This is a genomic window from Micromonospora sp. DSM 45708, assembly GCF_039566955.1.
In the GTDB taxonomy this organism is placed as follows: Bacteria; Actinomycetota; Actinomycetes; order Mycobacteriales; family Micromonosporaceae; genus Micromonospora.
Window position 1 is genome coordinate 3541400 of sequence record NZ_CP154796.1, and the last position, 15061, is coordinate 3556460.

Sequence of the window (15061 nt, forward strand, 5' to 3'; positions counted from 1 at the left end):
CGTGTCCCGGACGGACACCCGGGCGGGACGGGTCGCGCAGACCCGCCCCGCCCCGGGCCGGACCCGACGCCCCTGGTGGACCACCCGGCGTCGCGACCAGCTCACCGGATACCTCTTCGTCGCCCCGCAACTGCTCGGCAGCGCGGTCTTCGTGATCCTGCCGCTGATCCTGGTGGTCTGGTACAGCCTGCACGAGTGGAACGTGCTCGCCGGCACGTTTGACTACGTCGGCGCGGACAACTACACCGCGCTCGCCGACGATCCCAACCTGGGGCCGGTGCTGCGGAGCACCGGGGTCTTCTCGGTCGGGCTGGTGGTGGGCAACCTCGCGCTGGCGTTGCTGCTCGCCGTGCTTCTCAACCAGAAACTGCGCGGGACGATCCTGTTCCGCACCCTGTTCTTCTCCCCCGTGGTGGTCTCCCTGGTGGCCTGGACCATCGTCTGGGGCTTCCTGCTCCAGGACAACGGCGGGATCAACGGCCTGCTCGACACGCTCGGCGTGGACGGGCCGAACTGGCTGCGCGGCGAGGGCACCGCGATGGTGTCCGTGATCGTCGTGCAGGTGTTCAAGAACGTCGGCCTCAACATGGTGCTGTTCCTGGCCGCGCTCCAGGGCGTGCCCGCCGAGCTGTACGAGGCCGCCGAGGTCGACGGGGCCGGCCGGCTGCGCCAGTTCTGGCGGATCACCGTGCCGCTGATCAGCCCCACGATCCTGCTCACCTCGATCATCACGGTGGTCGGCTCGTTGCAGGTCTTCGCGCAGATCGCGGTGCTCACCCAGGGCGGGCCCGGCACCTCCACCACCGTGCTCGTCTACTACCTCTACCAGCAGGCGTTCCAGTTCCATCACTTCGGCTACGGCGCCACCCTGTCGATCGTGCTGTTCGCGATCGTGCTGGCGCTCACCGTGCTGCAGTGGCAGATGCGCAGGAGGTGGGTCTTCCATGAGTCGTGACCTGTCGCCCCGGGCCAAGCTGGTGCTCTACGGGGTGCTGCTGGTGCTCGCCGTCCCGTTCGTCTTCCCGACCTGGTGGATGGTCACCTCGTCGCTGAGGCCGGTGGCGGACATCTTCGCCTTCCCGCCGCAGCTCTGGCCGAGCAACCCGCGGCTGGAGGCGTACCACCGGGTGTTCGAGCTGCAGCCGTTCGGCCGGCAGTACCTGAACAGCCTCTACATCGCCCTGGTGGTCACGGTCGGCACGCTCGCCGTCTCCGCGCTGGCCGGGTACGCGTTCGCCCGGATCCGGTTCCGTGGGCAGAACGTGCTGTTCCTGGTGGTCCTCGCCGGCCTGCTCATCCCGAGTGAGGTGACGATCGTGCCGCTGTTCCAGATGTTCTTCAAGCTCGGCCTGATCGACACCCACTGGCCGCTGCTCCTGGTGCCGATCTTCGGCGCGCCGAGCGTGCTGGCCACCTTCATCATGCGGCAGTTCTTCATCGCGCTCCCCGGCGAGCTGGAGGAGGCGGCCCGCGTCGACGGGCTCGGCCGGTTCGCCACCTTCTGGAAGATCGCCCTGCCGCTGTCCCGGCCCGCCCTGGGCGCGGTGGCCATCTTCACCTTCCTGCACAGCTGGAACCTCTACCTGGAGCCGATCGTGTTCCTCTCCTCCCCGGAGAAGTTCACCCTGCCGCAGGCGCTCACCCAGTTCGTCGACGCGTACGGCGGACCGATGTGGGACGTGCAGCTTGCCGCCGCCTCGATGACCGCCCTGCCGGTGCTGGTGGTCTTCGTCGTCGCCCAGAAGCAGTTCGTCGAGGGCCTCGCACACACCGGCCTGAAGGGATGACCGCCCCCGGCGCGTGGGTCGGCGTCGACATCGGCGGGACGAAGATCCTCGCCGCGCTGGTCGGCGCGGACGGCCGGGTGCGGGACCGCCGGTGTGCCGCCACCCCGGCCGCCGCCGGCCCCACGGCGGTGCTGGACACCGCCGCCGCGCTCGCCGCGCCGCTCCTCGACGGCCTCGGCGCGGGGCCGGTCGGCGTCGGCACCGCCGGCACCGTGGACCCGGCCACGGGCGCCATCCGGTACGCCACCGGCAGCCTGCCCGGCTGGACCGGCACCCCGGTCGCCGCCGAGCTGGCCGCCCGGCTGGCCCGGCCCGTGCGGGTGACCAACGACGTCGACGCCGCGGCGCTCGGCGAGAGCTGGGTGGGCGCCGGGCGGGGCCGGCGGCACCTGCTGCTGGTCACCGTCGGCACCGGGCTCGGCGGGGCGGTGGTCCGGCACGGCCGGGTGGAGCGGGGCGCCCGGGGCGCCACCGGCGAGGTGGCGCACCTGCCCGCGCCCGGCGCCGAGGCCCTGCGCTGCGGCTGCGGCCGGTACGGGCACCTGGAGGCGATCGCCTCCGGCACCGGGCTCGCCGCCGGGTACGCCCTGGCGACCGGCGACCCGGTCACCGGGCGGGAGGTGGCCCGGCGGGCCCACGCCGGCGACCCGGCCGCCGGGACGGTGGTACGGCGGGCCGGCACGGCGCTCGGCGCCGCCCTGGCCGGCCTGGTCGGCCTGCTCGACCCCGAGGTGGTGCTGGTCGGCGGCGGGGCGGCCGAGGCGCTGCTACCGGCCGCCGCCGAGGCGTACGCGGCCCACCTTCCCGCCGCCTGGGCCGGCGTGCCGCTGCTGCCGGCCGCGTTGGGCGGCGACGCCGTGGCGGTCGGCGCGGCCCGGCTCGCCCTGACCTGGACGGAGCACCCGTGACTGCCCTCGACGACCTGGCCGGCGAGCTGATCGTCTCCTGCCAGCCGCTGCCCGACGACCCGGACGACCCGATGCGCGACCCGTACGTGCAGGCCCGGGTGGCGGCCGCGGCGGTACGCGGCGGCGCGGCGGGCATCCGGGCGAACGGGCCGGCCGACGTCACGGCGATCCGGGCGGCCGTGCCCGTGCCCGTGATCGGCCTGTACAAGGCCGGCTCGGCCGACGTCTTCATCACCCCGACCGCCGCGCACGCGCTCGAGGTGGCGGCGGCGGGCGCCCAGGTCGTCGCCGTCGACGCCACGGACCGTCCGCGCCCGGACGGCCGGACCTTCGCCGACACGGTGCGCGCCCTGCGCGCGCACTCCGACGCCCTGGTGCTCGCCGACGTGTCCACGGTCGCGGAGGCGCTCGCCGCGGTCGACGCGGGCGCGGACGCCGTGGCCACCACGCTGTCCGGCTACACCTCGCCCGGTAGGCGTCCCGACGGGCCGGACCTGGACCTGCTCGCCCGGCTGGTCGGGCTGCTGCCGGTGCCGGTCCTCGCCGAGGGCCGCTACCGGGACGCCGGGCAGATCAGCCGGGCGTTCGCGGCGGGCGCCCACGCCGTGGTGGTGGGTAACGCCGTCACCTCACCGCTGTGGATCACCCGCCGGTTGGTGACGGCGGTCGCCCGCCACGGCTGACACCATCTCGCGGCGGCCCCCGGGGCCGGCTGAGGCGCCACGGGATCGGCCCGACGGCTCGACCCGCATGATCGTCCGGTCGCGATCCTCCGTTCGGGCTGGTGGCGGCCGGTGCGGATCGGACAGACTCGCGTGAACCTGTCGCGATAGGTTCAAGGAGACACGGTGCTGGTGCTTCTGGTGGAGGACGACCTGCGAGTCGCGTCCGCGCTCGCCGCCGCGCTGCGCCGCCGGGGCAACTCGGTCATCACGGCCACGACCGCGTCGGAGGCGGTCGAGGCCGGGCCGGTGGATCTCATACTGCTCGACCTCAACCTGCCCGACCGGGACGGGCTGGCACTGTGCCGGGAGATCCGCCGCCACAACGAGGACATCGCGATCATCGCGGTGACCGCTCGCGGCGACGAGCGGGACCGGGTGGCGGGGCTGCGGGCCGGCGCCGACGACTACGTGGTGAAGCCGTTCTCGATGGCGGAGCTACAGGCCCGGATCGAGGCGGTGATGCGCCGCACCGCCCGCGCCCTCCGGGCCGAGACCGCGCTGGAGGTGGGCGACCTGCGGCTGGACCTCAATGCCCGGCGGGTCTGGCTCGGCGGCCGGGAGGTCGTCCTGACCCGCAAGGAGTTCGCGCTGCTGATGGCGCTGGCCCGACAGTCCGGGACGGTGGTGCCCCGAGAGCGGCTGCTGATGGACGTCTGGCAGACCACCTGGGGCGGCGGCCACACCCTCGACGTCCACGTCGCGGCCCTGCGGGGCAAGCTCGACGACGCCGGCCTCGTGGAGACCGTGCGCGGGGTGGGCTACCGGCTCCGGTCGGCCTGAGCGCGAATCCTCAGATCCACCTCAAGAAATCGCTGACCGCCGACCAGGGACGAGCCGACTCGCGTTGGCTGTCCGGACCGAGTCATCCCACCTGTTCTGGAGCGCACCCATGAGAGACAGACGGACGACGGCCATCCTCTCCGCCCTGCTCGCCGCCAGTCTGGCGGTATTCGCCGGACCCGTACCCGCACAGGCCGACCCGATCGAAACGAACCAGGTCCAGGGCCTGACGGTCGTGCAGGGCGACGGATACGCCACCCTCGCCTGGACGCCGGTCGACGGCGCCACCGACTACCAGATCGAGCGCACCCCGGTCGCCGCCGACGACACGGCGGCCGGACCGGCGGTCATCACCGGCGTCTGGCGGCCGGGCCGCCAGATCAACAACTCCTCGCCCACGTTCGCCGACGCCGGGTTCAACCCGGGCGCCCGGTTCCAGTGGCGGGTCCGCGCCCGCGTCGGCACCACCGCCGAGCCGTACTCGACGCCGGTGGCCGACACCACCCGGGCTCCCTGGGGCGACCCCGCCGTGCCGGGCCAGAACCTCCGGACCCAGTGGGAGACCACCCTCGCGGCCCAGTACACCAGCGACGTCAACGAGTACGCGTACACCGCGGCGGTCGACGAGCTGAGCGACCGGGTCCGGGTGACCGAGATCGGCCGGACCGCACTGGGCCGCCCGATCAACATGTTCGTCATCGGCTACCCCACGCCGCCGGCAACCCCGGCGGCGGTGGCCGCGACGTCGCCGCTGATGGTCAACTGCAACGTGCACGGCAACGAGCCCGGTGACCGGGAAGCCTGCCTGATCATGGCGCGCCAGCTGGCCTTCAGCGACGACCCGCGGACGCTGGACCTGCTGTCGCACACCACCGTGCTGATCGTGCCCACCATCAACGGGGACGGCCGGGCGGCCAACACCCGGGGCAACTCCACCGGCCAGGACCTCAACCGGGACTACTCGTTGATCCGCCAGCCCGAGACCTTCGCGCTGATGCGGATGCTGCGTGACCACCGCCCGGTGGCCGGCTACGACGGGCACGAGTTCGGCAACTCCAGCGCCGGCGACCTGCCGATGCTGCCGCCGCGGCACCAGAACGTGGCCCAGCCGATCTTCGACGAGTCGCAGCACATGATCGAGGGCCACATGTACACCCAGGGCGCCAAGGACGGCTGGTGGCCCTGCCCATACGGGTGCAACGGCGGCGGCAACGTGGGGCTGAGCGAGGAAACCATCCTGCGCAACACGCTCGGGCTCAAGAACGTCGTGAACTCCCTGCTGGAGCTGCGCAGCGCCGGCGGCACCACCCGGCCGGACGAGGGCAACACGGCGAACAACCGGCGGCGCAAAGCGTACTCGGCGCTCTGGACGTTCCAGCAGTTCCTCGACTACCACCGGGCGAACCTCAAGGAGATCACCTCCGCACGGGCCGACGCGATCACCTTCCAGGTGTCGAACACCGGGCGGATCGTCTTCCGCGGCTCCCGCCCCATCGCGGCGTACCCGGCCCCGCACCCGGGCGAGGCCCCGCCGCCGCTGGACGCCCCGCGCGAGGACCAGATCCTCACCGAGGCGCCGTGCGCCTACCGGCTCACCGAGGAGCAGTACCACGGCGAGCGCACCGACGGCCCGACCGGACAGCGGACCACCGTGGCGCAGCGGCTCGCCGCGCACGGCTGGAAGGTGGTCAAGGTCGCCGACGGGTACGTGGTGCCGCTGGCCCAGCCCGAGCGGGGGCTGATCCCGCTGCTGCTCGACGGGCAGGCGGTGGAGAAGCTGGTCGACGCCGAGCGGGTGTACCCGACGGTGACCGGCACGCGTAGCGGTCCGCTGGTGGTCTCCGGCTTCACCTGCCTGCGGGGCGCCACGGTGACCGGCCCGGTCCGGGTGCGGGCCGGCGGCACGCTGGTCGCCACCGGCTCGTCGATCACCGGCCCGGTGGACGCCTCCGGCGCCGCCGGCGTGTTCCTGACCGACACCAAGGTCACCGGCCCGGTCCGGATCGCGCAGGGCAGCGGGCCCGTGGTGGTCGTCGACACCACGGTCGACGGTCCGGTGGACGTGTCCGGCAACCGGGGCGACGCGCCGCTGCTGGCCGCCAACACGGTCACCGGCCCGCTGCGCTGCGACGGCAACAGCGCTGCCCCGGTCGACCTGGAGCTGGGCAACTCGGCGACAGGCCCGAAGACCGGCCAGTGCGCGAGCCTCTGAACCGCTGACCGTCGTACCGGCAGGTCCGCCCTCCCGGGCCTGCCGGTACGACCCGACCCGACCGGAGAACGCCGTGGAACGGCCCGTCATCCCCCCGCGATCCCGATCTCTCCCCCGGCTCCGGTGGCCGGCCCGTCGGCGACGGACCGCCGCGCTCGCCGCGGTCGCGCTGTCCCTGGTGCTCACCGGCACGGGCTGTTCCGGCGCCGGCACCGCTTCGCCGGCTACGGCCGGCGGCGCCGCACCGAAGGCGGCGGCCGTCGTGAGCGGCCCGCTGTGCGAGCTGCTGCCCTCCGGCAGCGAGCCGGGCAACCCGGCGGCGCTCGCCGGTCAGCCGGCCGAGGCGGCTCTGCAGTGGCTGCCCGTCCTCACCACGTTCGAGGCAGCGGTGCGGGCGTCCGGCATGTCCGCGGACCTGCACGGCGGCTCGGGGGTGACCATCCTGGCCCCCACCGACGACGCGTTCGCGGCCAAGTTCTCCGAGGACAACCTGGACCAACTGCTCCTGGCTGACCGGGACAAGCTCCGCGGCCTGCTCCGCGAACACCTCGTCGCCGGGTCGCTGTCGCTGTCCGACCTGGTGACCGCCGGTACGGTGACCACGCTCGCCGGCACCACGCTGACCGTCACCGGGGGCGGAGGGACCGCGCGCCTGGCCGACCGGGCCGACACCGTGTGCGCCGACTACCAGGTCGCCAACGCCCGGATCCACATCATCAACCACGTGCTCGGCAGCCTGCCCACCACTGGTGGCGAGGACGGGCACCGCGCCCACTGACCACACCCACCGAGCCTTGACCCGGGAAACCGCAGGTCACTACGTTTCGATCCAGCTCGCTTGATCCCCCACCGAGTGAAACGAGGCATCCCGATGCGCTTGTCGAAGCGTCCGCCCAGGACGGTCCGCACGAGAAGAACGGCCGGCGTCGCCGCGCTGCTCCTGCTCGTCGGTCTGACGCCGTTGCTCGCAGGCGCGCCGGCCGGCGCCGCCCCCACGCCCCCCGGCTGCAGCTACGACCCTGCCGCCCGGCTGTCCACCGTGCCCAGCCCCGAGTCCGCGCTGGGCTTCCCGCTCGGCACCGGCCAGGAGCGGATCGTCACCAACGACGAGGTCCGTGGCTACCTGAAGGCCGTCGACGCCGCCTCCGACCGCGTGGTCACCGGCGTCATGGCGACGAGCGTGCTCGGCCAGCCGCTGCCGTACGCCATCGTCTCCAACGAGCGGCACGTCCGACCGGGGGCGCTGCGACAGATCGCCGACGACATCCGCGATCTGCGCGACCCGCGCAGGACCAAGGCGAAGAAGGCCGCCGAGACCGCGGCCGACCGCCCGGCCATCGTCTGGGTGACCGCCAACGTGCACGGCGGGGAGAAGAGCGGCACCGACGCCGCGCTCAAGACCCTGTACGAGCTGGCGTCCGGGCTGTCCTGCGCGGTCGCGGAGCGGAACGACAACCTGGTCACGGTCATCGTGCCGACCCAGAACCCCGACGGCCGCGACGCCAACCGCCGGCAGAACGAGTACGGCTTCGACATGAACCGGGACTGGTTCGCCCGCACCCAGCAGGAGACCGACGGCAAGATCGAACTCCTGCGGCAGTACCCGCCGCAGGTCTTCATCGACGCGCACGAGATGGGCGGGCGACAGTACTTCTTCCCGCCCAACGCCGACCCGATCCACCACGAGATCTCCAGCGAGAACGTCGACTGGATCAACCGGATCGGCGAGGCCAACAAGGCCGGCTTCGGCTTCAACGGCGCCTGCGGCGGCGCCGTCACCACCGAGTGCTACTTCAACTACTCGACGTACGACCTGTTCTTCATGGGCTACGGCGACACCGTCCCGTCCGCCGGCTTCGGCGCCGCCGGCATGACCTTCGAGAAGGGCAGCGCCTCGGCGGTGGCCGACCGGGTCCAGCAGCAGTTCCACACCCAGTGGTCCACCCTCGGCTGGGCCGCCGCGAACAAGCACGAGGTGCTGACCGGCTACTTCGAGATCTGGACGGACGCGCTCGCCGAGGGCAGGGCCGGGACGCTGGAGCCGAACGAGGTGGTCCAGCCGACCAACAGCGTCCAGTTCCCGGTGCCGGACGTCAGGATCCGCTCGTACTTCCTGCTCCCCGACCGGCAGCTCGGCGACGTGCGCCGGCTGGTCGAGCGGCTGCGCGGGATGGACGTCGAGGTCTACGAGGTGACCAAGCCGACGAAGGTGCCCACCGCCCGGGTCTTCGGCGGGCGCACCGCGACCGACGTCACGGTGCCGGTGGGCGCGTACTGGATCCCGATGGACCAGCCGCAGAAGCACTGGATCCAGGCCATCATGGGCGAGGACCCGTACGTCCCGTTCCCCTACTTCTACGACGTGTCGTCCTGGAGCAACCCGCTGCTCATGGGCGTGGACACCATCTACACCGGCGACGACGTCCGGCCGCACGCCCAACTGGTCCGGCAGATCACCGGCGGCAAGGCCTCGGCGGCCGGGGCGAAGGGTTCGTACGGGTACCCGCTGGACTCGGCGGCGGCGGCCGAACTCACCTTCCGGCTGCTCGGCCAGGGCGTGCCGCTCGTCCGGGACCTCGACACCAGCGTGGTGGGCTTCCCGGCGAAGAGCCTGACCCAGGAGATCGACCGGCTGGCCCGGTCGCTCGGGGTGACCCTGCGCCCGAGCGGCGCGGCGGCCAGCGGGAGCCCGGTGGACCTGCCGGATGTCGGGCTGTTCCAGGGCACCGGCATCTCCACCACCTCCGGCTCGCACGGCGAGGCCCGGTACGTGCTCGGCAAGCGCTGGAGACTCGACCTCAAGCCGGTGACCAGTACCGACATCAACGACAACACCCCGGCGTTCACCGAACGCACCGTGCTGCTCGTGCCGGACGGCAGCAGCTCGACCGGCGGGCTCACCGCCGCCGGGCAGGCCAACCTGCGGAACTGGATCGCCCAGGGCCACACCTACCTCGGCCTGCGCAACGAGGGCACCCGGATGGCCCGGGCCGCCGGCCTCACCTCCACCACCGAGAAGACGAAGCCGGCGGACTACCGGATGATCGGTTCGCACCTGCGGGTCGACGTCGACGGCAGCAGCCCGGTCGCGCTGGGCCGCCCGGCGGAGGACTTCGAGTTCAACAACAACGACTCGATCCTGAACCCGAGCAGCACCGGCACCAACGTCCTCAGCTACCCGTCGGACGACACCTTCTGGGCGAACGGCTACACGGTGCGCAGCGACGTGTTGAAGGGCACGGTCGCACTGGTGGACGAGCCCACCGGCGCCGGCCGGGCCGTGCTGTTCGCGTTCAACCCGCTCTTCCGGGCGTACAACGAGAACGGGCTGCACCTGGTGGCCAACGCCCTGCTCTATCCGTCGGGTGCGGCGGCGGACCGCGGCGCCGCACGGCGTACGACCGGTGTCGACCCCGCCCGGGCGGCTGCGGCAGCGCAGCCGGTGGCGGACGACCTGGACGGCGAGTGGCGCCCGATCATCGTCGAGGTGGCGGCCGGTGACCGCGGTCGTGCCGAAGCGATCGTCGCCCGGTACACCGACACCGCCCGGGTCTCCATGGCGGAAGGGTCGGCCCACCTGGTGATCCCGAACCCGGCCGGCCTCCAGGCCGACGAACACCCGTTCCTGCGTGACCTGGTAGGCGCCCTCCGGGACGCGCAGATCCCGCTCCGTTCCCTGGTGGGCTGACGCCCCGGCCGGAACCGCGAAGGCCGCCGACCCGCAGGGGGTCGGCGGCCTTCGCCGTCAGGACCGGGCTCAGCGCTCCTTGGCGGGGACGTAGTCGCGCTCGGCGTAGCCGGTGTAGATCTGCCGCGGGCGACCGATCTTGGTCTCCGGGTCGTTGATCATCTCGCGCCACTGGGCGATCCAGCCGGGCAGCCGGCCCAGCGCGAACAGCACCGTGAACATCTTCGTCGGGAAGCCCATGGCCTTGTAGATCAGGCCGGTGTAGAAGTCCACGTTCGGGTAGAGCCGCCGGGAGACGAAGAAGTCGTCGGCGAGCGCGATCTCCTCCAGCTGCATGGCGAGGTCCAGCAGCGGGTCCGGCTTGGCCATCCGGCCGAGCACGTCCTGGGCGGCCTTCTTCACGATCGCGGCCCGCGGGTCGTAGTTCTTGTAGACCCGGTGGCCGAAGCCCATCAGCTTCACGCCGTCCTGCTTGTCCTTCACCTTCTGCACGAAGGTGCGGACGTCGCCGCCGTCGGCCTGGATCTTCTGGAGCATCTCCAGCACGGCCTGGTTGGCGCCGCCGTGCAGCGGGCCGAACAGCGCGTTCACGCCGGCCGACACCGAGGCGAACAGGTTGGCGTTGCTGGAGCCGACCAGCCGCACCGTCGACGTGGAGCAGTTCTGCTCGTGGTCGGCGTGCAGGACGAACAGCATGTCCAGCACGCGGGCGACCACCGGGTCGACCTCGTACTGCTCGGCCGGCACGCCGAACGTCATCCGCAGGAAGTTCTCGACGTAGCCGAGCGAGTTGTCCGGGTACAGCAGCGGCTGGCCGATCGACTTCTTGTAGGCGTACGAGGCGATGGTCGGGACCTTCGCCATCAGCCGCACCATGGACATCTCGACGTGCTCGGAGTCGAACGGGTCCAGGCTGTCCTGGTAGAACGTCGAGATGGCGCTGACGGCCGACGAGAGCACCGCCATCGGGTGCGCGTCGCGGGGGAAACCGTCGAAGAAGCGGCGCATCTCCTCGTGCAGCAGCGAGTGCCGCCGGATCCGCTCGCTGAACTCGGTGAGCTCCGTCTGGGACGGCAGCTCGCCGTAGATCAGCAGGTAGGAGACCTCCAGGAAGGAGGACTTCTCGGCCAACTGGTCGATCGGGTAGCCGCGGTACCGCAGGATGCCCGCGTCACCGTCGATGTAGGTGATCGCGGACGAGCAGGACGCGGTGTTGACGAAACCGGGGTCGTACGTGGTCATCCCGGTTTCCTTGAGCAGCTTGCTCACCCCGATCCCGGCGGGGCCCTCGACCGCGGACTGCACCGGCATCGACAGCTGCCCACCGGGGTGGTCGAGCTTGACTTCCGTCATCTGTTCCTCGCTTCGCCGGCAAGATCTTCGTTGAATTGCCTTCGCTTCTACCGTAATCACGGTATGGGGGACAACGCTCGGCATGGTTTGGCAGGTGAGGTATGCGTCACCTGATTCCCGACTTGCCGGGGCGGAAACCGGCTACCGGCGCGGTCAGGACAGGGTGAGCCGCCGCGGCGTCCCACCGGCGTCGAGGCGGTAGAGGTCGAGACGGTTGGCGCCGGCGGCGAAGATCCGGTCGTCGGGGAGGAACGCGGCGAACCGCCGGCCGCCGGCGTCCGACGGCACCACCGGCACCACGGCGCCGACCGTGCCGTTGACCGCCACCGCGAGCCGGGTGCCGTCCGGCACGTCGGCGGGCACGGTGCCCCAGACCAGCGCCGGCAGCCCCCGCGCCGGGTCGACCGCGTCGAACGCGGCCCGGTTCGCGACCGTGGCCGTACCGCCGGGGGGCGCGTTCCCGACCCGGGTGCCGACCAGCGGGTCGACGGCGGGCGACGGCAGCGGGGCGGGGACCCCGCCGGTGATCGTCACCGGCTGGCCGGGCCGGTCGTAGAAGCGCTTGTCGGCCCGCGCGCGCGGGGCGGCCCTCGCCGGGACGCCGTCCATCCGCCAGGGCACCCGGACGTGGGTCTCGTCGGCGATGGTGGGCAGCAGGTCGACGTGCTCCCAGTTGCGGTCGTCGACCCGACCGGCCCGCTGCCCGGGCTGCTTGACGAACATCGGCACCCAGGCCACCTCGTTCGCGGCGTGCGTGATGGCGTCGATCCCCCGGCCCTGCCAGTCCCGGCGGAAGCTCACCCCGTGGTCCGCGGTGACCAGCACCAAGGCCTGGTCGTAGAGGCCGGTGGCGCGCAGCGTGCGCAGCGTCTCGCCGATCAGCCGGTCGGTGTAGCCGAGCTGGGCCAAGTGCCGGGCGCGGGCCAGGTCCACCCAGCCGGCCCCGTCGTTGGGCAGGTCCTCCGGCGCGTCGTAGTGCGCCCCGGACGGCAGGTAGGCCCACGGTGAGTGCGGCATCAGCAGGTGCAGGAAGTGCAGCGTGGGGCGGTCGGCGGGGCGCAGCCCGGCGAGGAACGAGGTGAACCGGGCCGGCTGGTTGTCGTCGAGCGTGTCCCAGCGGAACTTCGGGTCGTCGGGCACCGGTTCGGCGGCGTCCAGCCCGGCCTCGGCGGCGGTCTGTTCCCGGTACGAGTCCTCCGGGTCGACCCGGCTGTCCACCGGCGCGGTGAGCTGGCGCAGCAGCTTGCCGCTCTCCCGGGTCAGCACGCCGATGCCCTGCTGCGGGCTGGTCGGCTGCTCGCAGCGGCTGGGCGGGCAGAGCCGGGTGATGCTCTCCTCGGCCTTGATCCGGTAGAGGCCGCCGAGCGCGGTGAACAGGTTGTCCGGGTACTGCGAGTAGTGCGGCGCCACCGCCCGGTCCGGGTAGCGGCCGGTGAGCATGGCCGGCAGCGCGTAGGGCGTCCAGCCGCTGACGCCGGTGGCGTTGCGGTACCAGGTCGAGCCGGCGGCCAGCGCGGCGAAGTTCGGGTAGCGGGCGGCGTCGATCCGCCCGTCCGGGCCGAGCAGCGACACCAGCGGCAGCTCGTCCAGCACGATCATGACCACCGGCGGGTGGCTGCCCGCGCCGACCGTGCCGGCGGCGCCGCCGTCGCCCCGGGGCAGCACCACCGCCGAGGCCGGCGACGCGAACAGGAACAGCCCGACGAAGACCACCGGGCCGGCCGCGGCCACCCGCAGCACCCGGCGCAGCGCCCGCCACCGCCGGTGGGCGACCGCCGCGAGCGCCCCCGCCCCGCCGGCCACCAGCAGCAGCGGTACGCCCCGCAGCGGCGTCAGGTGGCGGCCGACCTGGACCGCGAGCGCGGCGAGCAGCAACCCGACCAGCGCGGTGTGCACCGCCGCCCGGGTGGGCCGGCCGCCGAGCAGCGCCAGTGCGCCGAGCGCCGCGAACGGCAGCGTGGGCACCAGCGCGATCAGCGCGACCAGGAGCAGCACGTCGGCCCGGGAGGCGCCGTGGAACAGGAAGAAGTCGGGGCTGCGACCGAGCACGTCCAGCAGCGGCTGGGTGACCACGAGGCCGACCAGCGCCGTCACCTCCGCCAGTCGCGCCGCCTCGGCCCGCCAGGCGCCACGCCGCCGGGGCGCGTCGGTGCCGGCCGGACGTGCCCGTGGTGGGGCGAGGGTGTCCTCAACCACCCACCACCACCTGGTAGAGCGTGCGGGTGCCGGACGGCAGCTCGACGCGCGCCACCACCCGGCCGCGCCGGGCCAGCAGCGCCTCGAACGCGTCCCGCCGGTAGTCGGGGAAGAGGCCGTCCGGCTTGTTGGCGAGCAGCCGCCGGGCCATCGGGTCGTCCGGGTGGACGAACTCCACCACCAGGCTGCCGCCGGTCCCGGTGAGCGCGACGAGCTGGTCGAGCACGTCCGGCAGCGGCACGTTGCGGCCGATCGCCAGGTGGTGCACCACGGCCAGGGCGAGCACCAGGTCGGCGCGCGCCCGGTCGACGAACGCGGCCCGCTCGACGCCGCGCCAGCCGCCGCCGGGCGACGGGTCGGCCAGGTCCATCACCAGCGGCAGGATCCGCCCCTCCCCCTCGTCGCGCAGCGCGCGGTAGAGCGCGTCGACCACGGCCGGGTCCTGCTCGACGGCGACCACGCACGCGGCGTGCCGGGCCGCGATGCGGGCGTACCGGCCGTCGTTGGCGCCCACGTCCAGTGCGGTGTGCGGCGCGGTGGCCGCCACCGCCCGGTCGACGAAGGCTTCCTTGGCCTGCCGGTCCGGCACCGAGTAGGCGCAGGTGCGCTGGTAGTCCGACCAGTGGCTGTCGCCGGGCCGGTGGTCGAGCCGGCGGACCAGCCGGGTGAGTCCGCGTACGGTGGCCAGGGCCAGGTCGCGGGAGAAGCCGGCGGCACGCAGTTGGGCGCGGACGTCGCTGCTGCTGGCGTCGGCGTGGCGGGCCTGCATCGCGCCGTGCAGGTGCACGTGGGTGGGTACGCCGGCGCGCCAGCGGCGGGTGCCGGCGAACAGGCGGCGCATCTGGTCCGGCTCGACGCCGTCGATCCGGGCCCGCAGGAACGGCTGGAAGTCCAGCCCGAGGTGGGCCTGGATCAGCAGCGGGTAGAGCAGCGTCTGGCAGAACTGCCGGTAGCCGGCCCAGGGTTCACCGTCGCGCAGCGCCTCGAACGAGCCGACGTCGATGAAGACCGGCCGGGCGCCGCGCCACTGCACGTTGTAGGCCGACCCGTCCTTGGTGGTGAAGCCGGCGTCCAGCGCGGCGCGCAGCACGTCCAGGTGCAGCAGCGCCGCGTCGCGCAGCATCGCGTACGACCACTCGTAGGGGTGGGACACGAACGGGATGCGGTCGTGCCGCAGCACCGCGGCCCAGGGCACGTCGACCGGGGTGGGGACGAGTTCCTCGGTGCCGACCAGGTGGCCGGCGGCGGTGAGGTCACGGAAGAGGTCGGTGGCGGCCAGCGCCCGCCAGTCCCGCGCGGACCGCTCGTCGAGCCCGCGCAGCACCTCCCCGGCCCGGTGGAAGACCCGGTTGCCGGGGTCGCGGAAGGAGCCTGGTTCGACGCGGACGCCGGTGTCGGGAACCGTCATGCCG

At 73.0% G+C, this 15061-nt stretch carries 11 protein-coding genes; 8 read left to right on the forward strand and 3 right to left on the reverse strand.

Annotated features, from left to right (window positions below):
* The first annotated feature begins 1 nt into the window (after position 1).
* From VKK44_RS15130 to VKK44_RS15165, 8 genes are all read left to right on the forward strand, one after another.
* On the forward strand, positions 2 to 955 hold the full coding sequence (locus tag VKK44_RS15130) for a carbohydrate ABC transporter permease (protein WP_343441721.1): 954 nt from the start codon (positions 2 to 4) through the stop codon (positions 953 to 955).
* Positions 945 to 1787: a carbohydrate ABC transporter permease gene (locus VKK44_RS15135; RefSeq protein ID WP_343441722.1), complete on the forward strand. Its 843-nt coding sequence runs from the start codon at positions 945 to 947 to the stop codon at positions 1785 to 1787. The genes VKK44_RS15130 and VKK44_RS15135 overlap by 11 nt, the downstream gene beginning before the upstream one ends.
* A complete protein-coding gene (locus VKK44_RS15140; RefSeq protein WP_343441723.1) occupies positions 1784 to 2695 on the forward strand; it encodes an ROK family protein in 912 nt (303 codons plus the stop codon). The genes VKK44_RS15135 and VKK44_RS15140 overlap by 4 nt, the downstream gene beginning before the upstream one ends.
* The gene (locus tag VKK44_RS15145) at positions 2692 to 3378 is read left to right on the forward strand and encodes a putative N-acetylmannosamine-6-phosphate 2-epimerase (protein WP_343441724.1); all 687 of its coding nucleotides are present in this window, start codon (positions 2692 to 2694) and stop codon (positions 3376 to 3378) included. The genes VKK44_RS15140 and VKK44_RS15145 overlap by 4 nt, the downstream gene beginning before the upstream one ends.
* 165 nt (positions 3379 to 3543) lie before the next feature.
* Positions 3544 to 4200, forward strand: coding sequence for a response regulator transcription factor (locus tag VKK44_RS15150; protein WP_343441725.1), 657 nt, complete (start codon positions 3544 to 3546; stop codon positions 4198 to 4200).
* 109 nt (positions 4201 to 4309) lie between these two features.
* Positions 4310 to 6412, forward strand: a complete 2103-nt coding sequence (locus VKK44_RS15155) for a M14 family metallopeptidase (protein ID WP_343441726.1) — start codon at positions 4310 to 4312, stop codon at positions 6410 to 6412.
* 262 nt (positions 6413 to 6674) lie between these two features.
* Positions 6675 to 7190, forward strand: a complete 516-nt coding sequence (locus VKK44_RS15160; protein WP_343441727.1) for a fasciclin domain-containing protein — start codon at positions 6675 to 6677, stop codon at positions 7188 to 7190.
* A 93-nt stretch (positions 7191 to 7283) separates the two neighbouring features.
* Positions 7284 to 10100, forward strand: a complete 2817-nt coding sequence (locus VKK44_RS15165) for a M14 family zinc carboxypeptidase (RefSeq protein ID WP_343441728.1) — start codon at positions 7284 to 7286, stop codon at positions 10098 to 10100.
* Between the two features lie 69 nt (positions 10101 to 10169).
* Here the strand turns inward: VKK44_RS15165 and VKK44_RS15170 are convergent, their stop codons facing one another.
* The 3 genes from VKK44_RS15170 to VKK44_RS15180 form a co-directional block, all read right to left on the reverse strand.
* Entirely contained in the window at positions 10170 to 11453 is a 1284-nt protein-coding gene (locus tag VKK44_RS15170) for a citrate synthase (protein WP_343441729.1), read from the reverse strand.
* Between the two features lie 153 nt (positions 11454 to 11606).
* Positions 11607 to 13649, reverse strand: coding sequence for a sulfatase-like hydrolase/transferase (locus tag VKK44_RS15175; RefSeq protein ID WP_343441730.1), 2043 nt, complete (start codon positions 13647 to 13649; stop codon positions 11607 to 11609).
* The gene (locus VKK44_RS15180) at positions 13642 to 15057 is read right to left on the reverse strand and encodes a class I SAM-dependent methyltransferase (RefSeq protein ID WP_343441731.1); all 1416 of its coding nucleotides are present in this window, start codon (positions 15055 to 15057) and stop codon (positions 13642 to 13644) included. The genes VKK44_RS15175 and VKK44_RS15180 overlap by 8 nt, the downstream gene beginning before the upstream one ends.
* Between the last annotated feature and the right edge of the window lie 4 nt (positions 15058 to 15061).